The sequence below is a fragment of the Streptomyces sp. NPDC056373 genome (genome assembly GCF_042262425.1).
Lineage (GTDB): Bacteria > Actinomycetota > Actinomycetes > Streptomycetales > Streptomycetaceae > Streptomyces.
Genome location: NZ_JBHJPX010000001.1, coordinates 238,130 through 260,346 on the forward strand (window position 1 = coordinate 238,130; position 22,217 = coordinate 260,346).

The 22,217-nt window shown below is 69.7% G+C and carries 20 protein-coding genes and 1 pseudogene; 11 read left to right on the forward strand and 10 right to left on the reverse strand.

The features are described 5' to 3' along the window. Positions 1-21: 21 nt before the first annotated feature. From ACFCXS_RS01120 to ilvA, 3 genes are all read right to left on the reverse strand, one after another. A complete protein-coding gene (locus ACFCXS_RS01120; RefSeq protein WP_376640701.1) occupies positions 22-879 on the reverse strand; it encodes an ABC transporter permease in 858 nt (285 codons plus the stop codon). Then, on the reverse strand, positions 876-1,853 hold the full coding sequence (locus ACFCXS_RS01125) for an ATP-binding cassette domain-containing protein (protein WP_376640703.1): 978 nt from the start codon (positions 1,851-1,853) through the stop codon (positions 876-878). Before ACFCXS_RS01125 ends, ACFCXS_RS01120 begins: the two co-directional genes overlap by 4 nt. A 172-nt stretch (positions 1,854-2,025) precedes the next feature. Then, positions 2,026-3,255, reverse strand: coding sequence for a threonine ammonia-lyase (ilvA, locus tag ACFCXS_RS01130; protein ID WP_376640704.1), 1,230 nt, complete (start codon positions 3,253-3,255; stop codon positions 2,026-2,028). A 163-nt stretch (positions 3,256-3,418) separates the two neighbouring features. Here ilvA and ACFCXS_RS01135 point away from each other — a divergent pair, with 163 nt between their 5' ends. The 3 genes from ACFCXS_RS01135 to ACFCXS_RS01145 all read left to right on the forward strand — a co-directional run bounded on the left by ACFCXS_RS01135 (position 3,419) and on the right by ACFCXS_RS01145 (position 4,872). Further along, complete coding sequence (locus tag ACFCXS_RS01135) at positions 3,419-3,925, forward strand: MarR family winged helix-turn-helix transcriptional regulator (RefSeq protein WP_376641490.1); 507 nt, start codon at positions 3,419-3,421, stop codon at positions 3,923-3,925. Positions 3,926-4,100: 175 nt separating this feature from the next. Beyond that, positions 4,101-4,601, forward strand: a complete 501-nt coding sequence (locus ACFCXS_RS01140) for a sigma factor-like helix-turn-helix DNA-binding protein (RefSeq protein WP_376640706.1) — start codon at positions 4,101-4,103, stop codon at positions 4,599-4,601. Positions 4,602-4,623: 22 nt separating this feature from the next. Beyond that, positions 4,624-4,872 (forward strand): hypothetical protein, encoded by a 249-nt coding sequence (locus ACFCXS_RS01145; protein ID WP_376640708.1) that lies wholly within the window; start codon positions 4,624-4,626, stop codon positions 4,870-4,872. Between the two features lie 22 nt (positions 4,873-4,894). On the opposite strand, the gene ACFCXS_RS01150 is transcribed toward ACFCXS_RS01145, so the two are convergent. After that, the gene (locus ACFCXS_RS01150; RefSeq protein ID WP_376640711.1) at positions 4,895-6,049 is read right to left on the reverse strand and encodes a cystathionine gamma-synthase; all 1,155 of its coding nucleotides are present in this window, start codon (positions 6,047-6,049) and stop codon (positions 4,895-4,897) included. Between the two features lie 152 nt (positions 6,050-6,201). On the opposite strand from ACFCXS_RS01150, the gene ACFCXS_RS01155 reads away from it, so the two are divergent. The 4 genes and pseudogenes from ACFCXS_RS01155 to ACFCXS_RS01170 all read left to right on the forward strand — a co-directional run. Further along, positions 6,202-7,323: a hypothetical protein gene (locus tag ACFCXS_RS01155; protein ID WP_376640713.1), complete on the forward strand. Its 1,122-nt coding sequence runs from the start codon at positions 6,202-6,204 to the stop codon at positions 7,321-7,323. 93 nt (positions 7,324-7,416) lie between these two features. Next, on the forward strand, positions 7,417-8,091 hold the full coding sequence (gene msrA / locus ACFCXS_RS01160; protein ID WP_376640715.1) for a peptide-methionine (S)-S-oxide reductase MsrA: 675 nt from the start codon (positions 7,417-7,419) through the stop codon (positions 8,089-8,091). Beyond that, positions 8,088-8,681, forward strand: coding sequence for a hypothetical protein (locus tag ACFCXS_RS01165; RefSeq protein WP_376640717.1), 594 nt, complete (start codon positions 8,088-8,090; stop codon positions 8,679-8,681). Before msrA ends, ACFCXS_RS01165 begins: the two co-directional genes overlap by 4 nt. A gap of 41 nt (positions 8,682-8,722) precedes the next feature. Next, positions 8,723-8,817: pseudogene (locus ACFCXS_RS01170) on the forward strand (peptide-methionine (S)-S-oxide reductase); the annotation flags it as partial. Between the two features lie 137 nt (positions 8,818-8,954). Here ACFCXS_RS01170 and ACFCXS_RS01175 read toward each other — a convergent pair. Further along, entirely contained in the window at positions 8,955-11,180 is a 2,226-nt protein-coding gene (locus tag ACFCXS_RS01175; protein WP_376640719.1) for a UvrD-helicase domain-containing protein, read from the reverse strand. Further along, positions 11,177-12,007, reverse strand: coding sequence for a hypothetical protein (locus ACFCXS_RS01180; protein ID WP_376640721.1), 831 nt, complete (start codon positions 12,005-12,007; stop codon positions 11,177-11,179). Before ACFCXS_RS01180 ends, ACFCXS_RS01175 begins: the two co-directional genes overlap by 4 nt. Positions 12,008-12,170: 163 nt before the next feature. Here ACFCXS_RS01180 and ACFCXS_RS01185 point away from each other — a divergent pair, with 163 nt between their 5' ends. The 3 genes from ACFCXS_RS01185 to ACFCXS_RS01195 all read left to right on the forward strand — a co-directional run bounded on the left by ACFCXS_RS01185 (position 12,171) and on the right by ACFCXS_RS01195 (position 15,122). Continuing rightward, a complete protein-coding gene (locus ACFCXS_RS01185) occupies positions 12,171-13,301 on the forward strand; it encodes an AI-2E family transporter (protein ID WP_376640723.1) in 1,131 nt (376 codons plus the stop codon). Positions 13,302-13,414: 113 nt separating this feature from the next. Then, on the forward strand, positions 13,415-14,110 hold the full coding sequence (locus ACFCXS_RS01190) for a DUF4389 domain-containing protein (protein WP_376640725.1): 696 nt from the start codon (positions 13,415-13,417) through the stop codon (positions 14,108-14,110). A gap of 82 nt (positions 14,111-14,192) precedes the next feature. Continuing rightward, positions 14,193-15,122, forward strand: a complete 930-nt coding sequence (locus ACFCXS_RS01195) for a DUF5829 family protein (protein WP_376641491.1) — start codon at positions 14,193-14,195, stop codon at positions 15,120-15,122. Between the two features lie 43 nt (positions 15,123-15,165). On the opposite strand, the gene ACFCXS_RS01200 is transcribed toward ACFCXS_RS01195, so the two are convergent. The 3 genes from ACFCXS_RS01200 to ACFCXS_RS01210 form a co-directional block, all read right to left on the reverse strand. Then, positions 15,166-15,927: an SDR family oxidoreductase gene (locus ACFCXS_RS01200; RefSeq protein WP_376640727.1), complete on the reverse strand. Its 762-nt coding sequence runs from the start codon at positions 15,925-15,927 to the stop codon at positions 15,166-15,168. Between the two features lie 119 nt (positions 15,928-16,046). Beyond that, positions 16,047-16,430 carry a VOC family protein gene (locus ACFCXS_RS01205; RefSeq protein WP_376640729.1) on the reverse strand — a complete coding sequence of 128 codons (384 nt, stop codon included), beginning with the start codon at positions 16,428-16,430 and terminating at the stop codon, positions 16,047-16,049. A gap of 177 nt (positions 16,431-16,607) precedes the next feature. Next, positions 16,608-17,648, reverse strand: coding sequence for an NAD(P)-dependent alcohol dehydrogenase (locus tag ACFCXS_RS01210; protein WP_376640731.1), 1,041 nt, complete (start codon positions 17,646-17,648; stop codon positions 16,608-16,610). A gap of 180 nt (positions 17,649-17,828) precedes the next feature. On the opposite strand from ACFCXS_RS01210, the gene ACFCXS_RS01215 reads away from it, so the two are divergent. Continuing rightward, positions 17,829-18,743 (forward strand): helix-turn-helix domain-containing protein, encoded by a 915-nt coding sequence (locus ACFCXS_RS01215; RefSeq protein WP_376640733.1) that lies wholly within the window; start codon positions 17,829-17,831, stop codon positions 18,741-18,743. 78 nt (positions 18,744-18,821) lie between these two features. Here ACFCXS_RS01215 and ACFCXS_RS01220 read toward each other — a convergent pair whose 3' ends face one another. Next, positions 18,822-22,076, reverse strand: coding sequence for a S8 family serine peptidase (locus ACFCXS_RS01220; protein WP_376641492.1), 3,255 nt, complete (start codon positions 22,074-22,076; stop codon positions 18,822-18,824). Between the last annotated feature and the right edge of the window lie 141 nt (positions 22,077-22,217).

The window sequence follows — 22,217 nt, forward strand, 5'->3', positions numbered from 1 at the left end:
GCTGCGGCGCCGGGGGCATCGTCATGCCGTGGCCGAGCGGTACTTGCGCACCGCAAGGGTCCGGAAGATCACCAGGATGAGGATCGAGTAGATCAGCGAGGCCCACACCGGGTGCTGCATGGGCCAGGCGTCCGACGGGGACTGGCCCGGGCTGGCGAACAGCACACGGCAGGCCTGGACCGTGGCGCTGAAGGGGTTCCACTCGGCGACGTGGCGCAGCCACGGCGTCATGTGGCTGGTGTCCACGAAGGCGTTGGAGATGAACGTGACCGGAAAGAGCCAGATCAGACCGCTGGACGTGGCCGCCTCGGGGGTCTTCACCGACATGCCGATCAGCGCGCCGATCCAGGTGAACGCGTAGCCGAGCAGAAGCAGCAGGCCGAAGGCCGCGAGGACCTTGGCGGCGTTGGTGCTGCCGTCCGATCCGACGCGCCAGCCGACCAGCAGGGCGACGACCGCGAGGACGACCAGGGTGAGGGCCGTCTGCACGGAGTCGGCGAGGGTACGGCCGGTGAGCACCGCGCCGCGCGCCATCGGCAGGGAGCGGAAGCGGTCGATGAGGCCCTTGTGCATGTCGTCGGCGATGCCGGCGCCGGAGCTGGCGGTGGCGAAGGTGACGGTCTGCGCGAAGATGCCCGCCATCAGGAAGTTCTTGTAGTCGGCGGCGCTGGTGCTGTTGCCGATCTGCATGGAGCCGCCGAAGACGTAGGTGAACAGCACCACGAACATGATCGGCTGGATCAGCCCGTAGATGATCATCTCGGGGATCCGGGACATGCGGATCAGGTTGCGCTTGGCGACGACCATCGAGTCCCGGATCGACTGGCTGACCGGGTTCGTGGCCGGCGCGACGCGCACGGTGTCGGTGACGGTGCTCACTGGGTGGCCTCCTTGCCGCTCTCCTGGTCCTTGGCCTCGGCCACGTGTCCGGTGAGGGACAGGAAGACGTCGTCGAGGGTCGGCCTGCGCAGGCCGATGTCGTCGATCTCGATGCCGCGGGTGTCCAGTTCGCGGATGACCTCGGCGAGGAGCTTGGCCCCGCCGGTCACGGGGGCGGTGAGCTTGCGCATGTGCTCCTCGACGGTGGTCTCGCCCTTGCCGAAGCCGGCGAGGACCTCTGCGGCGGACGGGATGTGCTCGCGCTGGTGCACCACGACCTCGACGCGCTCGCCGCCGGTGCGGGCCTTGAGCTGGTCGGAGGTGCCCTGGGCGATGACCTTCCCCTGGTCGACCACCGCGATGTCGTGGGCCAGGTGGTCGGCCTCCTCCAGGTACTGCGTGGTGAGCAGCAGGGTGGTGCCGCCGGAGACCAGCTGCTTGATGACCTCCCACAACTGCTGGCGGTTGCGGGGGTCGAGGCCGGTCGTCGGCTCGTCCATGAACATCACGGGCGGCGAGACGACCAGGGCCGCCGCGAGGTCGAGGCGGCGCCGCATGCCGCCCGAGTAGGTCTTGGTGGGGCGGTCGGCGGCGTCCGTGAGGTGGAACTGCTCCAGCAGTTCGGCCGCGCGCTGCTTCGCCGCCTTGGCCCGCATCTGGTAGAGCTGGCCGACCATCTGGAGGTTCTCGCGGCCGGTGAGGTATTCGTCGACGGCCGCGAACTGGCCGGACAGGCCGATGGAGCGGCGGACCGCGTCGGGCTGCTTGAGCACGTCGATGCCCGCGACGACCGCCCGTCCGCTGTCGGGTCGCAGCAGGGTGGTCAGGCAGCGGACGGTGGTGGTCTTGCCCGCGCCGTTCGGCCCGAGCAGGCCGAGGACCGTGCCCTCGGGCACGTCGAGATCGACGCCGTCCAAGGCCTTTACATCACCGAAGGTCTTGACCAGACCTTCGGCATAGATGGCGCCTGGCATATGAGTCTCCACGTCTTCGGGGATGACCGGACGGATGTCCGGTGAAGCTTCTCACGGACACACCATAACGCGATGTATCGCGTCTTACAATGAGTTTTTGCGCGTCGCTCTCCGTGAGACGAATGGATCTTGTCCGGGTCGAGGGGGGATCGTGACCGGGCCGGGAGCCCGCTCAGCCGATGACCGTGTAACCCGCCTCGCGCAGCGCCTGACCCACCTCGGTGCAGTGCGCCGGGCCCTTCGTCTCCAGGTGCAGCTCGACCTCCGCCTCCGTGAGCCCGAGCCGCGGGTCGGTTCGGACGTGACTCACATCGAGGACGTTAGCGTCCACCACTGACAACACACCCAGAAGAGTGGCAAGGGCACCGGGCCGGTCCGTCAGCCGCAGCCGCACCGCCAGATAGCGGCCCTGCGCGGCCATGCCGTGCCGCAGCACCCGCTCCATCAGCACCGGATCGACGTTGCCGCCGGACAGCACCGCGACGACCGGGCCCTCGAAGGCGCCGGGGTCGCTCAGCAACGCCGCGACCGGGCTCGCCCCGGCCGGCTCCACGACCAGCTTGGCCCGCTCCAGGCACAGCAGCAGCGCGGCGGACAGCTCGTCCTCGCTGACCGTGCGCACCTCGTCGACCAGCTCGCCGACGATCCTGAACGGCACGTCGCCCGGCCGCCCGACCTTGATGCCGTCGGCCATCGTCGCCGGGTTCTCCACCGCCACCGGCCGGCCCGCGGCCAGCGAGGGCGGGTAGGCCGCCGCACCCGCCGCCTGCACGCCCACGACCCGCACCTCCGGGCGCAGCGCCTTCACCGCCACCGCGATCCCGGCGGCCAGCCCGCCCCCACCGATGCCGACGAGGACCGTGCGCACCTCGGGGCACTGCTCCAGGATCTCCAGGCCGACCGTGCCCTGGCCCGCGATGATGTCGGGGTGGTCGAAGGGGTGGATGAACACCGCGCCCGTCTCGGCCGCGTACTCCTGCGCGGCGGCCAGCGTCTCGTCGACCACCTGGCCGTGCAGCCGCACCTCCGCCCCGTAGTCCCGGGTGGCGCTCACCTTGGGCAGCGGGGCGCCCTTCGGCATGAAGACCGTGGAGCGCACGCCGAGCAGGGCGGACGCGAGGGCGACGCCCTGCGCGTGGTTGCCGGCGCTCGCGGCGACGACACCGGCGGCACGCTCCTCAGGAAGCAGACCGGCGATCCGGACGTACGCGCCGCGCAGCTTGAACGAGCCCGTCCGCTGGAGGTTCTCGCACTTGAGGTGGACCGGCGCGCCGACCGTCTGGGACAGGTGCCTGCTGCCCTCCATCGCGGTCACCCGCGCCACACCCGACAGCATCTTCTGCGCGCCGCGCACGTCGTCGAGGGTGACGGGCCGAAAGGAGTCAGCCGTGCTGTAGCTCATGACTCCAGCATCGCAGTTCACAGGCGGGAACGACCGTTGTGACCAACCTCCGAGACCCGCTTTGCGCAGCGCTGGTACGGCCTGCCCTCCGGCCGCGTACCCTGTCCCCCAATCTGCCAGCCCTCCACGAAGTGAGCCCCCGGCCATGCCCACAACACCTGAAATGTCGATGGACATGACGACCGTCGGTGACACCGGTCTTCTCGACACGCTGCAGCACGAGGTGGCGCTGTTCGCCCGCCGTGCCGAACAGACCCGGCTCGGCGGGGTCGGGCAGGTGCGCAACTCCATGGACCGCGCCGCCTATCTGCTGCTCAACCGCCTCGACAAGGAAGGCCCGATGGGCGTCAAGGCGCTCGCCGCGAGCATGGGGATCGACTCGTCGACGGTCACCCGTCAGGTGGCTCCGCTCGTCGACACCGGCCTGGTCAAGCGCACCTCGCACCCCGAGGACGGGCGCGCGGTGGTGCTGCAGCTGTCCCCGCGCGGGCAGGCCCGGCTGGAGGAAGTGCGCTCCTCCCGGCGCCAGTTGATGGCGGAGCTGACGCACGACTGGGAGCCCGGCGAGCGCGAGGCGTTCTGCGACCTCCTCACGCGCTTCAACACCGCGCTGTCCTCCCGGATGGCGGCGCAGGGGGTGCCCGGGCCGGAGGCGCAGCCGGAGTCCTGACCGCCGTACCGCACCGCATGCGGTGCCACTGTCCGGGCTCCACGCGTGCGTGGCACCGCCCGAGCCGTGCGCGGCTCTTGACCTCGGGGCCGTACCTGGCCTGATATGAGACCGGGCCCCGCCGCGCGCGGCCGGGTGCCCGCGTCCTCAGGGTCGCCGTCGGGCGGGAGGTGCGGTGCTGGAGCGGCATGCGTCCCGGGCAGCCCGTCGCGCCCGGGAGTTCGAGGCGTTCGTCGCGGGCGCGGCCGGGCGGCTGCTGAACGCCGCCACGCTGCTCACCGCCGAGTCCGCCGACGACAATCCGCGCGCGCGGCGCCTGCTGACGATGTCGCTTGCGCACACGTACGCGAGCTGGGACCGGCTGCACGGCGAGGATCCGTACGATCACGCCCGCCGGCAGCTGGCCACCCGCTTCGCGCGCGGCGCCTGGCACCGGCACAGCGTGCTCGGCCGCGCTCGGCCCCATCCCACGAGCCCGGTGGCCCCGCTCACCGCGCAGGAACGGCTGATTCTGGTGCTCCGGCTCCACGAAGGTGTCGCCGAGGAGCAGACGGCCGCCCTGCTGGGCCTGTCCCCGGAGCGCGTACGGGCGATATGCCACCGGGCGGCCTCGGCGCTGCTGCACCGTTCGCGGGGCCCGGCCCCGGCGGTGACGGCCACGAAGGCGACGCCGTGAGCCCCGCCGGCCGGAGAACGGCATGAGCGGGAACGACCGCGAGGCGACCGTACGCCGGCTCCTGGAGCAGCCGGCGCGGCCGCTGCCGCCCGAGATCCACGCGGAGGCGGTGCGCCGCGGCGGCCGCATGCTGCGGCGCAGGACGCTGGTCCGCCGTCTCACATGGCTGCTGCTGTTCGCGGCGGCCGTGGCGTTCACGGTGTGGGCGCTGACCGCCCGCCCATGGGTGGAGCCGCCGTCCGACACGACTCCACCCCTCACCGGCTGGTGACCCCGCCAGGGGCCGTACCGCTCTAGCCGAGCGCCTGCTGGAGGTCCTCCACCAGGTCCTCGGCGTTCTCGATGCCGACGGACAGCCGCACCAGGTCGGCGGGCACCTCCAGGGCCGAGCCGGCCACGGAGGCGTGCGTCATGCGGCCGGGGTGCTCGATCAGCGACTCGACGCCGCCCAGGGACTCGCCCAGCGTGAAGATCTTGGCGCGGTTGCAGACCTCGACGGCCGCCTCCTCGCCGCCCTCCACACGGAAGGAGATCATGCCGCCGAACGACTTCATCTGCTTGGCGGCGACCTCGTGACCGGGGTGCTCCGGAAGGCCCGGGTACAGCACGCTCGTCACGCGCGCGTGCCGGGTGAGCATGTCGGCGACCTTGACGGCGTTCTCGCTGTGCCGGTCCATGCGCACCGAGAGCGTCTTGGTGCCCCGCAGCACCAGCCAGGAGTCGAAGGGTCCGGCGACCGCGCCCATCGCGTTCTGGTGGAAGGCCAGTTCCTCGCCCAGCTCGGCGTCACCGGTGACCAGGGCGCCGCCGACGACGTCGGAGTGCCCGCCCATGTACTTGGTCAGCGAGTGCACGACGACGTCCGCGCCCAGCGACAGCGGCTGCTGGAGGTAGGGCGTGGCGAAGGTGTTGTCGACGACGAGGCGGGCACCGGCGTCCCGGGCGACCTGCGCGACGGCGGCGATGTCGGTGATGCCGAGCAGCGGGTTGGAGGGCGTCTCCACCCAGACGACCTTGGTCTTCGGGGTGATGGCGGCCCGGACGGCGGCCGCATCGCTGGTGTCGGCGACCGACCACTCGATGCCCCAGCGGGCGACGACCTTCGCGAACAGGCGGAACGTGCCGCCGTACGCGTCGTTCGGGATGACCACGTGGTCGCCGGGGCTGAGCAGCGTACGCAGCAGGCAGTCCTCGGCCGCCAGCCCGGACGCGAACGCGAGCCCGCGGCGGCCGCCCTCCAGGGCGGCGAGGTTCTCCTCCAGCGCGGTCCTGGTGGGATTGGCGCTGCGGCTGTACTCGTAACCGCCGCGCAGCCCGCCGACGCCGTCCTGCTTGTAGGTCGAGACCTGGTAGATCGGCGGGACGACCGCGCCCGTCAGGGGGTCGGCGGTGTTGCCCGCGTGGATCGCGAGCGTCTCGAAGTGCTGACTGATGTGCCTGTCGCTCATGAGCACCGAGGGTAGTGCGCCGACGCGACGCGTGCCGGGGGACGGGACGAGCCGGGGTTCTCCACAGGTCGCGGGAGGGCGTGAGCGGGCGTTTTCCACAGGTTCCGGGGGCAGGTTGGCCAATTGTCGGCGCCGTCTGGTTCGCTTGTTGCATGGAGATTCTCTGGGTCCTGATCGCACTGGTCATGCTGGGCTTCGTGCTGCTCCCCTTCCTGCGGCGCAAGCGCGGCGGTGCGACGGGGCTGGTGTCGCCGGACCACCCGGACGCCGCGGACCCGGCGAACTACGGCTTCGTCCGGGAGGAGGAGCTCGACATCCGCATGCCGGGCCCCGACCAGGACCTGCTCGACGTCCTCGACGTGGTGCAGCGCACGCAGGACTACCGCGCCGCCCAGCAGCTCCTGGCGGGCACCGAGACGGAGGGCGAGCGGCGCTGGCAGCGCGTGCAGGCCTTCGCGGGCGCGGCCTCGCTGGAGCTGGCGCGGCGGCCCGGCGGGGTGAGCGAGGCGCCGGGCGGGCAGTGGCTCCGGGTGTGGCGGGCCGAGGCGCCCAAGGACGCGGGCGGCGCGGCGGTGCACGCCGAGTTCCTGGTGCAGCAGGCGTGGCGCACGGCGACGCCGGGGACCGACGAGTTCCGGATCATCATGGAGGAGGCGAGGACGGCGTGCGGTGAGGCGGCGCTGCTCGCCCCCGGTGACCCGATCCCGTACATCGTCGAGCTGTCGGTGGCCCGCGGCCTCGGCTACTCCCAGAAGGACTTCGAGCAGGTCTGGCTGAAGATCCTGGACCGCGCCCCGGCCCACATGGGGGCGCACCTGGCGGCGCTGCACTACTGGTGCGAGAAGTGGCACGGCTCGCGCGCGGAGGCGTACGCCTTCGCCGAGGCCGCTGCGGCCCGGGCGCCCCAGGGTTCCCTCCTCTCGGCGATGCCTCTGTTCGCGGTGTTCGAGCACCTCCCCGAGGTGACCCTCGTCGCGAGCTTCTGGCAGAGCGAGGTCGTCACGAAGGCGGTCCACGGCGCGCTGCACGCGGTGCACTCGGCCCGCCCCGACGACCCGATGTCGGCCCATGTCCGGCACCTGCTGGTGTTCTTCCTCGTCCGCGGCGAGCGCTGGTCGGAGGCGATGAACCAGCTGGTGCGCATCGACGGCCACGTGGGCGCCCTGCCCTGGACCCTGTCGGCCGACCCGGCGGCGGAGTTCGCGGTGTACCGGGCCCTGGCGGTGGCGGGTTACGAGGCGAACGGCGGCAGCCCGGCGAGCCTGCCGCACTGAAGCCCGCCCGGGTCGCGGCGCGGGCCCGGGGCCTGCCGGAATTCGGGGCGGTCGCGGCACGTTGACGACGGCGTCGCCCCGATTGGAGACCGCATGTTCCTGCACAGCCGTACGCCCCAGCTGCCGACCCCGGAGCAGGCGCTGCAAGGCCGCCCGGAGCCGGTGTTCGCGGTCCCCGACCGCCACACCGTCCTCGGCAACCCCCTGCTCGGCCCCTACCCCGAGGGCCTGGAGATCGCCGACTTCGGCCTGGGCTGTTTCTGGGGTGCCGAGCGCGCCTTCTGGCAGCTCCCGGCCGGCGTCTGGACGACCCTTGTCGGCTACCAGGGCGGCCACACCGAGAACCCCACGTACGAGGAGGTCTGCTCGGGCCTGACCGGCCACACGGAGGTCGTGCGCGTGGTCTTCGACCCGGAGCAGGTCCCGTACGAGCGCCTGCTGAAGACGTTCTGGGAGTCCCACGACCCCACGCAGGGTTTCCGCCAGGGCAACGACGTGGGCACGCAGTACCGCTCGGCCGTCTACACCCACAGCCCCGCGCAGGAGTCCACCGCCAAGGCCTCCCGCGTGGCGTACCAGCAGGTCCTGACGTCCTCCGGCCACGGCGACATCACCACGGAGATCGTCACGACCGAGGGCCGCCCCTTCTACCCGGCGGAGGGTTACCACCAGCAGTACCTTTCAGGCAGCAAAAACCCGGACGGGTACTGTGGGCTGGGCGGGACCGGGGTGTCGTGCCCGATCGGACTGGCGCCGGCCGAGGGATGAGCAGCGATTTCGACGGAGACCGTCTGTCCGCACTATGGCAGCAGCAGTTCCCGAGAGTGCCGCCCGTCGCGAACGAACTCCGCGCTGCCTGCACCGACCGCTGGGTGCGCTTCCACAGTCTCCCGGGCTCCAAGCGCTACCCGGAGACCGAGGATGAGTACGCCATCGTCCTCCACCGGTACAACACGCTCCTGGACGAACTCTTCGAAGGCACCGACGTCTACGTCGTGACCGTGGCCTGGTCCTGGGAACCGGACGGAGCCGAACTCCCGCCACGACGGCCCGAGGTGCACCCCGAAGGCAGCCGTTGGACGACCTTGGCGCACGAGGACGACCCAGACCCCGAACTCCATAGCTACACGCACCTCTACGCTGACCGCCGACCCTGGCGACCGGGCGCGGTCGACGAGATCCTCCGAGAGGTTGCGGACGACGTACTCAGCGGAGTGATCATCACGGACAGCGGAATCAGCCGCGTGCACCATCCCTATGACGGCGGCGCAGACGTCATTGCGGCAAGCCCCGAAGAACGCAACCGACTGCGCGACGATCACCGCGCCTGGCTGCCCCGCAACCCGGCCGGCCTGTGAAGACCGCACGAACGACCGCTCACTGACCGATCGAGGAATGACACCAGCACCACCTCGACAACAGCCCCGCGGGCTACTGCGGCATCGGCGGGGCCGGAGTGTCTTGCCCAGTGGGGTGGCCAGGGCCGATGGGTGACGGCGGGCGCTTCTCCGGAGGCGCTGAGGGCGTGGGGCGGGAACGCCGACCGGCGGGTTCGCGCGCGCCCCAGATCCAGCCGCCGCCGAGCCTGTCCTCGCCCTGGCCGTGGGAATCGTGGTGCTTGCAAGACAGCCTCAGACGAGGCTCCCCCGGTCCGCTTCCATCAAGCGATTGGTGACCGCTCGCAGGAGGACCTCCGGCGCGCCACCGTCATCATCGTTCACGAACACACGCACCTCTTCCTGAGCGCGGCTCAGCGCAAGGTAGAGGAAGGAAAGGTACCGAATGCGCTCGTTCGAGGTCTGAGCGGACGCGTTCAGATCCGGGATCCCGGCGACGAGTACCGAGTCGAACTGCAGCCCCGCGAGGTACTCCGCCGTCCCGATAACGAGCCCGCGACGACGATAGCCGAGGCCTTCGATGTCTGATCGGCCGGAAACGGTGGACACATGGAACTTGCCGGAGTTCCCGATCCGGGAGGCAAGCGCGCTGAACCTCGGCCACTGACGGTGGTCGACTACCGCGAGCGCCAAACGGCCCGCCGGATACAGGGCCTGCACCGCACGGACGATGTCATCCTCCTCCCCGAAACGAGAAGCAGCGGAGATCAGCCGCGGCAAGGAGCCGTCGTCCTGCGCTGACTCCACACGACTGAAATCGATGTCCCACTCCTCTCCGAGGTCGAGAGTGGGGAACTCGTGATGCACGTGCTTGATGATTTCGAGAATCTGTGGGGTGAATCGGTGCACGGTCGTGAGCTCGAAATTCGCGACGTCACCTAGGTTGTCGTCCGTCGGCACGCCACTCGACGACCTGGTGTCGTCGGCGGCCAGCCCGATGAAGGCTTCGGAGGGTGACTGCCGGGGGTCCACGGCCATGAAGACCCGTGGGTAGATCGACGTGTCCCGAGTGAGGTAGTGGAGCACTTGCCGCTCCAGCGGGCTGAACAGATGGAACTCGTCGACGAAGACCAGGTCATAGCCCTGCACTCGGCGAGCACGATTCCAGGTATTCGTGGACAGGTGAGTCAGGAAGTCCGCCAGCACCTGATCAGATGTGGTGAGCGAGCGGTCGTCCAGGCTTGCCCAATAGCGCGCGTACAACTCGAATACAACACGCTGATCTTCCCTTGAGTTGAGAGGCAGCATCCAAGAGGCACGCGACAGCTGAAAATACCGCAGATCGGATCCGGCCCCGGGAAAGATGGCAGCGGCTCCAATGACCGACCCGAACTCGATGAGCAGATCCCAGGCCAGAGCACGCCTTTCCCCTTCATCTGGCGAGTCGAACCTCGCACGAAGCCCCTCACTAACGCCGGCTTTATAAGTGATCCAGTCACCGGTAATGAATTCGTCCAACACTTCCAGGATTTCATCCAGTTGAGCTTGTTTTCCGCTCAGACTGTCCTCTCCGATCAAACTGAAGCCGGAAGAAATGTCCTGGACGTACTGAGGGGAGATCATCCTCGCGATCTCAAGGAGAGGAAAAACATCAATCTCTTGCAGTAGCCCCAGACCCATCGAGTCGATGGAGTCCGAGATCTGAGCTGCCAGCGCCCAGCTGTGGGTCACGACCAGGACGCGTACATTTTCACCCGCTTCGCGGGCCGCAAGGACCTCCCGGATCGCCTTCAACGTCAGAGCGAGCGTCTTGCCGGAACCCGCTGGACCACGTAGCCGTATCGACTTGTCAGTAGCAGCATCGATGAAAGCCCGCTGCTCCTGGCTGACGGCCCCCAACCATTGCTCATAGGTCCAGCCTTTGGTTGTCGACTGTTCCAGCGCGGGGAGGCTCATCTCGAGGTCGGCGGGTTGGGAACGCGCCTCTGCAAAGTGTTCCTGCGCGGCAGCAACCGCCTCCGCCCAGACACCGTCCAACGCAGGAGCCTTCGGCCTCCTGGTTTCAAAGTCCTCCAACGTCGACTTGTTGTCCGACGTGGTGGTTGCCCAGAAGATGATGTCGGCGCGATCTCCGGGGGTAACCTCCGTGATCCATCGGCTCGCTTGAGCGTCGAATTTCGGCGCCGCCCGGAATGCAATCAGGTTGTTGTACTTGTACTGATGCCACTGTCGCGGTAAAGAAAGTGGGCCGGATGCCCGTGCACGCTCGGCGAAACTTGCCATTCGACTCAGAACATCTCTCCGCCGACTGACGAGATGCTCCGGAACAAAAGGCTCCTTCGTGTTTCGGTCGCGCATGATGACGATGCGCTGGACTCCCTCGTCGTCACCTGCGGCAATCAGCCAGTCCACGTCTTCCGTGCTGTACTCGAAGAGCACTGACGACGACGCGACGGCGTCAGGAGACAGGCCGGTGGCAAGCTCACTCAGCACGCGAACCGTTGTGACCAGCGGCTTCATACGACCTTGTCTCCCTGGATCTCTGCATGTAGATCACGAAGCTCTTCGTACTGATGTGGCAGCCCGATCGACATGAACACCATCGCGAACCTCTGTACGAGGGCGTGTGCGAACCGGTCCTGCATACGAGAAATCCGGCGGTACGCGACCTTTGTGTGCGACGGCCCCCGCGCAATCTCGGGCTCCCAGACCTGTTCAATATGCCGGAGGTAGGCGAAGTATCCGTCCTCCTCTCCGGGGCCGATCGCCGATAAGAAGAGTGCGTCACCCGGCGGTTGCGCGTAGGCCCCTCGCAAATGGTTCACCACCTTCTTCACCGCGTTGTCGCGCTTGGGCGAGCTGACGCCGACGAGCTGCGCTCTGACGAGCAGGTCCACGCCCTCCTTGAGAGTGTTCGCCACCGTGTCCATGATGCCGATGGCTTCGAGAGCGGCCATGGTCTTCTGCGCGTCCGTCTGCCGCAGTTCAAGCACCTTGGCGATGTCTGCGGGAGTCTGTTCACTCGCCCACTCCCGGAGTCGCCCATCAGTGATGGCGGGAACCGCGGCCTTCGAGAAGATCTGGCGCAATTCCTTCAGCTGCAGCCTGACGAGTTGCTCCCGGATCTTGGGAAGCTGCATCTCCAGCAGATACTCGTCCGCTGCGAGCAGTGGGACGCACGTGACCCGCCCCTGGTGCTTGGCGTAGGCGAAGTCGCAGTCTGCCGTCATGACGAGTAGGTGGCGCTGCCACATCGTCGCCCCTGGGTCCACCGCCTCCAGGACGTCGCCCTGCCGCAACGGATCGGCGACGCTTACCTCACGATACTCAGCGAACAGCTCACCCATCGTCGCGTACCCCCACCCCGTTCGGTTCGCATCGCGCGCTACCGTACCGGACCGTTGCCTTTGCGGTAGGCGAGAAGGAGGAACCGCCTTCTCGCACAGCTAAACATTGAGAGCCGTGGTACTGGCCGCGCCCATGGGACTTCAGTGGCAATAGGGTTCCCCCGTGACTGCGCCCTTGAGTTCCGAGAGGTCCCGTGCCGCGCTGCGGACATCCGCGCGGGTTTCCGCCGAGTTGCTGCTGGTGCTCGCCATGTCGGCCGTGGCGTTGTGGTTGCTGGGCCGGATGTGGTCCGTGGTGTGGCCGCTCGTGGTCGGGCTGCTGCTGACCACGCTGACCTGGCCCGCCGCCCGGCTGCTGCGCCGTCGCGGGTGGCCGCCCGCGCTCGCCGCGTCCGTGGTGACCGTGCTGTTCCTGCTGGTCGCCGTCGGTGTGGTGGCGCTGATCGCCGTACCGGTGGCGTCCCAGTCCGGGGAGTTGACCGACGGTGTCGTGCAGGGGATCCAGCGGCTGCGCGAGTGGGCCGCCGGGCCGCCGCTGAACATCGGGGACGCGCAGATCAACCAGGCCTTCGACAGCGCGGTCTCCCGCGCCCAGGAGGGCGTCGGCAGCATGGTGGGCGCCGTCGTCACAGGGGTGAGCACCGTGGTGAACGGCGTCGTCACCGCCGTCCTCGCGCTCTTCCTGATGTTCTTCTTCCTGAAGGACGGCCCGCGGTTCCTGCCGTGGCTCTCCCGTCAGCTGCCCGGCCGGCTCGCCACCGACGTGCCGACCGTGTGCGCGCGGAGCTGGGACACCCTGGGTGCCTTCGTACGGTCCCAGGCGGCCGTCGGCCTGCTCGACGCCGTCCTGATCGGGCTCGGCCTGTGGATCCTCGGCGTTCCGCTGGTGCTTCCGCTCGCGGTGCTGACCTTCGTCTCGGCGTTCGTGCCGATCATCGGCGCCCTGTTCGCCGGCTTCGTGGCGGTGCTCATCGCGCTCGTGTCCAACGGCCTGACGGACGCGGTGATAGTGCTGGCGATCATCGTCGTGGTGCAGCAGCTGGAGGGCAACGTCTTCCAGCCCATGCTCCAGAGCCGTGGTCTCGGTCTGCACGCGGCCGTCGTCCTGCTGGCGGTGACCCTGGGCGGCAACCTGGCCGGCATCGTGGGCAGCCTGCTCGCCGTGCCCGTGGCCGCCCTGATCGCGGTGGTGTGGAACTACGTGCGCCTGCAACTCGTCGATCCGGCGGGCGAGGCGGCGGCCGACGAGCCGGGCACCGACGAGCCGGATGCGGGAGTGGCCGTCCCCTCGTAGCCGCCCGGCCGCGGCGGCGTCCCTGGAGCACCCGGCCTCACCGACGCGCGAACGGCCCCGCCCGGGTCGCGGGGCTCCTCCTGGCTTGCGAGTCTGCAGGCGAGGAGGAGCCCATGAGTGCTGTCGCCGCGTCACCCGTGCGTCTGGAGGCGTCCGTCGATCCCCGCCTGTCCCGGTGGATGTGGCTGGTGAAGTGGCTGCTCGCCATCCCGCACTACATCGTGCTGGTGTTCCTGTGGATCGCGTTCACCGTCGTCACCGTGATCGCCTTCTTCGCCATCCTTTTCACCGCCCGCTACCCGCGCTCCCTCTTCGACTTCAACGTCGGCGTACTGCGCTGGAACTGGCGGGTCGGCTACTACGCCCACACCGCGCTCGGCACCGACCGGTACCCGCCCTTCACCCTTGCCGACGTGCCCGACTACCCGGCGCGCTTCGACGTCGTGTATCCCGAGCGGCTGTCGCGCGGTCTGGTCCTGGTGAAGTGGTGGCTGCTGGCGATCCCGCAGTACATCGTGGTCGCGATGTTCCTCGGGGGCGGCTGGGGCGGGGACGACTGGCGGGGTGGCGGGCTGCTGCCCTTCCTCTCCCTGGTCGCCGTCGTCATCCTGCTCTTCACCGCCCGCTACCCGCGGCACCTCTTCGACTTCCTGATCGGACTCGCCCGCTGGGCGGCCCGGGTGACGGCCTACGTCACTCTGCTGACGGACCAGTACCCGCCGTTCCGGCTCGACCAGGGCGGGCAGGAGCCCTCACCGTCGCCACCAGCGGCGCCGCCCCCGCCGGCGGACCCACTGACCAAGGCCTGACAGCGCAAAGGGAACGATCCGCAGCGGAACGGTTTCCTCCCGCCCTACGCTCCCTCGCATGGTTCTCAGACGAGCGTTACAGCTGATCATGGTCATCGCTCTGGCCCTCGCGGGGGCGGCCCAGGGCGGCGTGAGCACGGCACGGGCGGCGGAGAACGGACCCTCGGACGGGTGGCAACTGCTGTTCTACAACCACGCCTACGGTGTGTTCGACCGGCAGACCGCGGACGCCATCGAGCACTCCTCCTATCTGCGGGACTTCGCCCACTTCCAGGTCCGCACCACGACCGGCTCCGGCGGCCAGACCTGGACCGGCCGCTATCTGATGGGGCGCGAGACCTACTTCGAGCTCTTCGGAGTGGGCGATGTACCGGGCAAGGACGGCACCCTCGGCTCCGCCGGCCTGGGCGTGTCCACCGAGCGCGCCGGCGACCTGCCCACGGTCGTCGAGCGGCTGCGGAAGGCCGGGATCAGCGACCCGGTCGAGTTCCCGCAGACCCGCGACTTCGGCGACGGCGTCCCCGTGCCCTGGTTCGACGCGGTCCTCACCACCGACCAGTACGACCTCTTCGGCGCCTGGGGCATGGAGTACCGGCCGGAGTACTTCGCCGACCCGCGCAGCAACACCGAACCCGCCTCCCACCCCGGTGACGTGGGCCGCGAGCGCTACCTGTCCGACGCGTACCGCGACCACCTGATGCGGGACGTGACCGGCATCAGGCTCGCGGTGACCGCACGCGACCTCGCCGCCACGGTGCCGCTGCTCAAGGCCGGCGGGTTCGCCGTCCGCTCCCTGCCGGGCGGGGGCGTCCTCGCCAAGGGCGGCGGCACCACCATCCGGTTCGACTCCGTGCCCCTGGAGCAGGTGGGCCTCAAGCAGATCGAGATGGCGCTGAACCACCCGGTGCCGTACCGGCACACGGAGCGGATCGGCCACTCGGCCCTCGTGGTCGGCCCGGGGTCCCGAGCGGTGTGGACCTTCGAGGAGCAGGACCGGCCGGACGCCGGGTAGGACCACGGCCCGGGTCTGTCCGGCCGGTCCCGTCGGGCAGGCCCTAGCCCAGCCTCTCCGCCAGGAACTCCTCCCAGGTCCGCTTCCCCGCGTCGGCCCCCGCCGGCGCGAGGTTCTCCCCCGCCCGGTACGCCCGCCCCGCCTTCCCGGGGATGCGCACGGGCAGCATGGCGCGGCGCCTGCCGCTCAGGCGCAGGTAGGGGCGGGCCAGGGCGGCGAGGTCGTACAGGTGCGGGCCGGCCAGGTCCGGGAGCAGGCCGGAGGGGGCGCCGAGGGCCGGCTCCACGAGGCGGGCGGCGACCTCGCGGGAGTCGACCGGCTGGAGCCTGAGTCCACCGGGGACCGGGAGGACCGGCAGCTTCGCCATCTTCTCGACCATGGTCAGGGTGAGCTCGTGGAACTGCGCCGCGCGCAGGGTCGTCCACGGGATGCCCGACTCGGCGACGGCCCGCTCGGACTCCAGTTTCGTCCGCATCCAGGCCAGCGGGACCCGGTCGGCCCCGATGACCGAGACGTAGACCAGGTGCCGTACGCCGGCCCGGGCCGCGGCGGCCACCAGGGCGCGGGTCGCCTCGTCGTCGCCCTTGGGGCCGCCCGCCAGGTGCAGCACGGTCTTCACCCCGTCGACGGCGGCCTCGACGCCCTCGCCCTTCAGCAGGTCACCGGTGACGTACTCGACGCCGTCGGCGGCGGGGCGGGCGCTCCGGGTGAGGATCCGCACCTCGTGGCCGGACGCGCGCAGCAGCGGTACGACGTGGGCGCCGAGGGTGCCCGTGCCGCCGGTGACCAGGATCGGTGCTGTCATGACTGCTCCCCAGCTCTGCGGTGTGACCGCTTCTTCGTCGGGCGGTGTCGCCCTCGCCGGTATGACGGACGGCGGCACGACGATGTGACGAGCGGGGGTGCGGGCGGGGACGCGGCGGTTCAGCCGCCGCTGCCGTAGGGCCTCGTGATGATCTCCAGACGATGGCCGTCGGGGTCGTCGAAGTAGGCCCCGCGTCCGCCGTCGTTGTGGTTGATCTCCCCGGGGCGGCTGTGGAACGGGTCCGCCCAGTAGGTCAGGCCGGCCTCCTGGATGCGGCCGAAGATCTCGTCGAACTCGTCCTCCGAGACGAGGAAGGCGTAGTGCTGCGGCGTGATGGCGCCGGGGCTGTCCATGAAGTCGAGGGTCACCCCGTTGGAGATCTCGACCGGGAGGAAGGGGCCGTAGGGCGGACTCACCTCGAGCCCGAGGAGCCCGGCGAGGAACCGGGCCGATGCGCGCTTGTCGTGGGCGGCGACGATGGTGTGGTTCAGCTGCACGGTCATGACGGCCTCCCCTGACGTACCCGGCGAGCGAACCCCTGCGGTGCACTCCCCCACGTGTACCCCGCGTGCGGCCGGCCGTGCACCCCCGAAGCCCTGAGGGCCCCGGCACACGGCCGGGGCCCTCAGGGCTGCTGCATCCGGGCCGGGGCCCTCGGGCCCGCTGCACCCGGGCGGGGATCAGATCGTCGCCGTGTCGATCACGAACCGGTAGCGCACGTCGCTGCTCTGCACCCGGTCGTACGCCTCGTTGATCTGGTCGCCGCGGATCAGCTCGATCTCGGCGCCGAGACCGTGCTCGGCGCAGAAGTCCAGCATCTCCTGCGTCTCGGCGATACCGCCGATCATGGAACCGGCGAGGGTCTTGCCGCCGCCGATCACCGAGAAGAGGTTGAGGGAGACGGGCTCCTCGGGCGCGCCGACGTTGGCCAGCGTGCCCTCGGTCTTCAGCAGGGACAGGTAGGCGTTGAAGTCCAGCGGGGCGGAGACCGTGGACACGATCAGGTCGAACGTGCCCGCCAGCTCCTCGAAGGTCTTCGGGTCGCTGGTGGCGTAGTAGTGCTCCGCGCCCAGCCGCAGGCCGTCCTCCTGCTTGCGCAGGGACTGCGACAGCACGGTCACCTCGGCGCCGAGCGCGTGGGCGATCTTGACGCCCATGTGACCGAGGCCGCCCAGGCCGACGATCGCGACCTTCTTGCCGGGCCCGGCGCCGAAGCGGCGGAGCGGGGAGTAGAGGGTGATGCCGGCGCAGAGCAGCGGCGCGGCGACGTCGAGGGCGAGGCCGTCGGGGATGCGGACGACGAAGTTCTCGTCGACGACGACGTTCTGCGCGTAGCCGCCGTATGTGGGCTCGCCGTCACGGCCGATGCCGTTGTACGTAGGGACGTTGCCCTGCACGCAGTACTGCTCGCGGCCGGCCTTGCAGTTCTCGCACTCGCGGCAGGAGTCGACCATGCAGCCGACGCCCACGCGGTCGCCGACGGCGAACTTCGTGACGCCCGGGCCGACAGCGGAGACGACACCGGCTATCTCGTGGCCGGGGACCATCGGGAAGATCGCCTCGCCCCAGCCCTCCTGGGCCTGGTGGATGTCGGAGTGGCAGATGCCGGCGAACTTGATGTCGATCAGGACGTCGAACTCGCGGACCTCGCGGCGCTCGATGGTGGTGCGCTCCAGCGGAGCCTTGGGGGCGGGCGCGGCGTACGCAGCAACAGTGGTCATGCCGGGGGTTCTCCTAGCGGGGTTGTGTGCCCGGCTGCCTTCTGGATCTTCTGAGCGGGCACGATCACCAGCGTGCCCGATTCACGAGGGCTCACCCAGACCACGGTTTTGCGTACGCACACGGTGCGTACCACTGGCGGGGTCAGGCTGGCGTGCGTACGACCGGCAATACTGGAACGCATGGACGAACATCCCGACCCCGCGCGGACGGCCGCCGGCGGCCTGGACCGGCGCGCCGAGCTCAGTGAGTTCCTGCGCACCCGGCGGGCCCGGCTGAAGCCCGAGGACGTGGGGCTGCCCGACCTCGGGCGGCGGCGGGTGCCCGGGCTGCGCCGTGAGGAGCTCGCGCAGCTGGCCGGGGTGTCCGTGGCGTACTACACGCGGCTGGAGCAGGGCAACGGCCGCAACGTCTCGGCGGAGGTGCTGGACGCGATCGCCCGGGCCCTGCGGCTGAGCGACGCCGAGCACGCGCATCTGACGCATCTGGCGAAGCCGAAGCAGCACAAGAAGAAGCCGGTGCCCCGCAGCCAGCAGGTGCGGCCGACGCTGCGGCATCTGCTGGACTCGATCGAGGGCGTTCCGGCGTACATCGTCGGACGCCGCTCCGACATCCTGGCCTGGAACCGGATGGCGTCGGCTCTCTTCGGCGACTGGGCGGAGGTGCCGGCCCAGGAGCGGAACTGGGCGCGGATGGTGTTCCTGCGGCCGGAGTACCGCGAGCTGTACCTGGAGTGGGAGCAGAAGGCGTCCGACATGGTCGGCTACCTGCGCATGGACGCGGGCTGCCACCCGGACGACCCGCGGCTGTCGGCGCTGGTGGGCGAGCTGTCGGTGAAGAGCGAGGACTTCCGCCGGCTGTGGGCCGCCCACAACGTCAAGGAGAAGAGCTACGGCGTCAAGCGCATGCGCCACCCCCTGGTCGGCGACCTGACCCTCTCCTTCGAGACGTTCCGCCTCGTCGACGACGCCGAGCAGTCCCTGGTCACCTACCACGCGGAGCCGGACACCCCGTCGGCGGAGGCGCTGCGGCTGCTGGCGAGCTGGGGGTCGGACGCCACACGCTCCGGGACCAGGGCTTCGACTCCGTCGGAGTGACGCGGCAGGCCCGCCGGAAGCCGAAGCTCCCGACGGGCCCGTCAATGCGCTCGCGCTACTGCTCGGTCGCCGCGCGGTCTACTTGCCGTAGTACGCGTTGTAGATCGAGATCGTCGACTTGTTGCCCTTCTTGTCGGCGATCTTGGCGTGGAAGGAGATGCCCTTGCCCTTGGCCGGGTTCTTGACGCTCACCTTGCCGTCCTTGACGGTGAGCTTCTTCCACGTCTTGCCGTAGTCGTACGACACGTAGACCGACAGCGACTTCAGGTTGCTGCCCTTGGCCGCGCCCTCGACGGTGACCGGGACCTTGACGGTCTTGTCGGCCGGGGCCTTGCTGCCCAGGTCCGTGGCCGCGAGGAAGCGGGCCGTGGAGACGGGCAGCTTCGTGATGCCGCTGGTCTTCTTCGAGCGGAACGTCCAGCTCGCGTCGACGCGGGTGGAGGCCGACGCGACCTTGACGCTGCGCTTGACCGAGGTCGTCAGCTTGTACTCGGCGTCGGCGGCCGGGACCTTGAACTGCTTGTCGCCGAACAGCGGGTCGTCGTTGCTGCCGACCTTGGTGCCGTTGCGGTAGAGGGTCGTGTCGACCGCGGAGAACTTCGAGTAGCCCACGTTGCCCTTGCCGTCGGCGAACAGCGGCAGGGAACCGTAGATCTGGTCGCCCTCACGGATGATGCCGAAGTCGCCGGTCAGACGCGGCCCGAAGACAGCCGTGTTGACGGTCTTGGAGTAGCTCTTGCCGGCGGCGAACGTGTGCGTGCCCATCGCGTAGGCGGCATCGTCGACCGGGAAGCCGTCCGCGTCCACCCCGCCGGTCTGGGCGAATTCGAGCTGCCATTTCACGCCACCCTGGGCGGACAGGTGGAGTGTGCGGGTACCGGGCAGGGTCTGCGGGATGCCGATCGAGGAGGCGCTGGAGCTCCACGGCATCCAGCCCACCGCGTTGATCGAGCCCTTCTTGCCGCTCGCCGAGGCGCCGAGGCCCGCCTTCACCGTGGCGAGTTCGCTCGCCTTGTAGTGCTTGGTGAAGCCGGTGGCCAGCTGCTTGACCGGGCCGCCGGCGATGATGTCGTACTCTTCCGCGCCGCCCTTGGACCAGTGGCCGTCCCACTGCTGGGTCACCGAACCGTCGGTGATCTGCGGGCCGACGTGGGCGCTGCGGAACTGGTCGTAGGAGTCCAGCCACCAGCCGAAGCCGTAGCTGGTGTCATCGGTCTCCACCGTGTAGTCGGCCGAGGCGAACTCCGACTTGACGCCCGTGGCCGGGACGGTGATGTCCACCGGCTTGGCCTTGCGGGCGTCCAGGGTGACGGTCGTGTTCTTGGTGAGGTTCAGCTTGGGCTGGGCGAGCCAGTCCACGCCCTCGAACTTCTCCGGGTCGTCGCCCACGAAGACGCTCGTGTTCAGGATGTAGGTGCCCTTGGGGAGGCGGGCGGTGACCGTGCCGTCCGCGTCGTACGGCATGGCCTCCTTGCCCTTGCCCAGGCCCGCGATGCCGGTCAGGTCGGCGCTGTAGTTCTTCGCCGCCTTGCCGTCGCGGTCGAGGAACTTCAGCGTCACGTCGTACGACTCGACCTCGCGCTGCACCGCCGCCGCCGTGCGGACGGTCTGGCCGTCGCCCGTCGCCGTCACGTACGCCGAGTACGCGCCGTCGACGGTGCCGCCCAGCTTGGTGTCGACGGTGAACGGCACGGACGCCTGGCCGCCGGCCGGGACCGTCACCGAGGTGGCGCCGAGCTTGAAGAAGCCGGCCGGGACGGCCTGGCCCTTCGGGTTGGTGGCCGTCGACGAGAGCTTCAGCGTGACGTCCTTCGTACCGAGGTTGCGGTACGTCAGCTCCTTGGTGACCGGCTTGTCGTCGGTGTGGGGCCACTGCTGCACCCCGAAGCTCACCGAGGCCGGGTCGGCGATCACGGACTGCGTGATGGCCTTGTCGACCTGGATGCGGCCCGAACCCTGCTGGAAGGGGGTGTACTTGCCGCCCTTGGTGGAGCCGGTGAGGGCGCCCTTGAGCTCGGGGTACTTCCAGTCCGGGTGCTGCTGCTTGAGGATCGCCGCCGCGCCCGCGACGTGCGGGGTCGCCATCGACGTGCCGGAGATCGTCATGTAGCCGGCCGGGTTCTCGCCGACCTCCTGGGCTATCTGGTTGCCCGGGGCGGAGGCCGCGGTGATGTCCACGCCGGGCGCGGTCACGTCGGGCTTGAGGGCGCCGTCCATGCCGGGGCCTCGGCTGGAGAAGTCGGCGAGCTTGTCCTTGTCGTCGACGGCGCCGACGGTCAGGGCGGCGGCGGCGCTGCCCGGCGAGCCGATGGTCTGCTCGCCGAAGTCGCCCTCGTTGCCCGCCGCGATGGCGAACAGGACGCCCTTCTCGTCGGACAGCTTGTTCACCGCCGCTTCCAGCGGGTCGATCGCGGGCGTGTCACCGCCGCCCAGGCTCATGTTGATGACGTCGGCGCCCTCGGCGGCGGCCCACTCCATGCCGGCGAGGATCTCGGAGTCGCTGCCGAAGCCGCCGTCGTCGAGGACCTTGCCGTTGAGGATCTTCGCGCCGGGCGCGACACCCTTGTACTTGCCGCCGGACTTCTTGCCGGTGCCGGCCGCGATGGAGGCGACGTGCGTGCCGTGGCCGACCTTGTCGGAGGCGTCGGGCGCGGTGGTGAAGTTCTTGGCGCCGACCACCTGGCCCTTGAGGTCGTCGTGGGTGGCGTCGACACCGGTGTCCAGGACGGCGATCTTGACGCCCTTGCCGTCGTAGCCGGCCGACCACGCCTTGGGCGCGCCGATCTGTGCGACGGACTTGTCGAGGCTGGCCTTGCGGACGCCGTCGAGCCAGACGTGTGCGATCCCGGCGGCGGTCTTCTCGCCGTCGGTGACCGCGTCCCAGAGCTCGGGGGTGTCCTTCTGCGGTGTCTGCACCGCGTCCGCGTTCACGGACTTCAGCGCGCGGCTCAGGGTGCCGGCCTCGCGGACGTCGGCCTTGGTGGTAGCGGCGCTGCCCCGATAGCCGACGATGACCTTCAGGCCCTTCTTCTGGGCCTTGCGGGTCGCGGACTTGTTCAGCTCGGTGACGTCGAAGAGCCGCTGGTCGAGCTTGCCCGAGGCGACCAGGCGGGCGGCGTCGGCCGGGATGACGAGGGTGTGGCCGTCGACCTTGCGGACCTGGGCGGGTACGTTCTCACGGCCCTTGGCGTGCTCCAGGCCGATGACACGGCCCTTGGCGTCCAGCACGACGCGGTCGCCGGTGATGAGTGTGATGCGGTGCTTGGCGGTGAGGGACGCCGGCTTGGCGGCCGCTGCCGCCTGTTCGCCGTCGGCCGACGCCGGGCTGGTCATGCCCGCCGCCAGTGCCACGGCCGCCGCTGTCGCGACGGTGGCCGCGTACGCCCTTTTCACTTGTCTGCGCAAGTTTCCCCCTTGCAGAAGAACCGGGTGAATTCCCCGTTCACCCGGCCGGGGGTGGTCTCGTACGCATGC

What these genes read in the sequence shown, in the direction of transcription:
- ACFCXS_RS01125 (WP_376640703.1), bottom strand. Translation starts at nt 1,853, where the DNA reads ATGCCAGGCGCCATCTATGCCGAAGGTCTGGTCAAGACCTTCGGTGAT.
- ilvA (WP_376640704.1), bottom strand. Translation starts at nt 3,255, where the DNA reads ATGAGCTACAGCACGGCTGACTCCTTTCGGCCCGTCACCCTCGACGAC.
- ACFCXS_RS01135 (WP_376641490.1), top strand. Translation starts at nt 3,419, where the DNA reads ATGTCGATGGACATGACGACCGTCGGTGACACCGGTCTTCTCGACACG.
- ACFCXS_RS01145 (WP_376640708.1), top strand. Translation starts at nt 4,624, where the DNA reads ATGAGCGGGAACGACCGCGAGGCGACCGTACGCCGGCTCCTGGAGCAG.
- ACFCXS_RS01150 (WP_376640711.1), bottom strand. Translation starts at nt 6,049, where the DNA reads ATGAGCGACAGGCACATCAGTCAGCACTTCGAGACGCTCGCGATCCAC.
- ACFCXS_RS01155 (WP_376640713.1), top strand. Translation starts at nt 6,202, where the DNA reads ATGGAGATTCTCTGGGTCCTGATCGCACTGGTCATGCTGGGCTTCGTG.
- msrA (WP_376640715.1), top strand. Translation starts at nt 7,417, where the DNA reads ATGTTCCTGCACAGCCGTACGCCCCAGCTGCCGACCCCGGAGCAGGCG.
- ACFCXS_RS01165 (WP_376640717.1), top strand. Translation starts at nt 8,088, where the DNA reads ATGAGCAGCGATTTCGACGGAGACCGTCTGTCCGCACTATGGCAGCAG.
- ACFCXS_RS01175 (WP_376640719.1), bottom strand. Translation starts at nt 11,180, where the DNA reads ATGAAGCCGCTGGTCACAACGGTTCGCGTGCTGAGTGAGCTTGCCACC.
- ACFCXS_RS01180 (WP_376640721.1), bottom strand. Translation starts at nt 12,007, where the DNA reads ATGGGTGAGCTGTTCGCTGAGTATCGTGAGGTAAGCGTCGCCGATCCG.
- ACFCXS_RS01190 (WP_376640725.1), top strand. Translation starts at nt 13,415, where the DNA reads ATGAGTGCTGTCGCCGCGTCACCCGTGCGTCTGGAGGCGTCCGTCGAT.
- ACFCXS_RS01200 (WP_376640727.1), bottom strand. Translation starts at nt 15,927, where the DNA reads ATGACAGCACCGATCCTGGTCACCGGCGGCACGGGCACCCTCGGCGCC.
- ACFCXS_RS01205 (WP_376640729.1), bottom strand. Translation starts at nt 16,430, where the DNA reads ATGACCGTGCAGCTGAACCACACCATCGTCGCCGCCCACGACAAGCGC.
- ACFCXS_RS01210 (WP_376640731.1), bottom strand. Translation starts at nt 17,648, where the DNA reads ATGACCACTGTTGCTGCGTACGCCGCGCCCGCCCCCAAGGCTCCGCTG.
- ACFCXS_RS01215 (WP_376640733.1), top strand. Translation starts at nt 17,829, where the DNA reads ATGGACGAACATCCCGACCCCGCGCGGACGGCCGCCGGCGGCCTGGAC.
- ACFCXS_RS01220 (WP_376641492.1), bottom strand. Translation starts at nt 22,076, where the DNA reads ATGACCAGCCCGGCGTCGGCCGACGGCGAACAGGCGGCAGCGGCCGCC.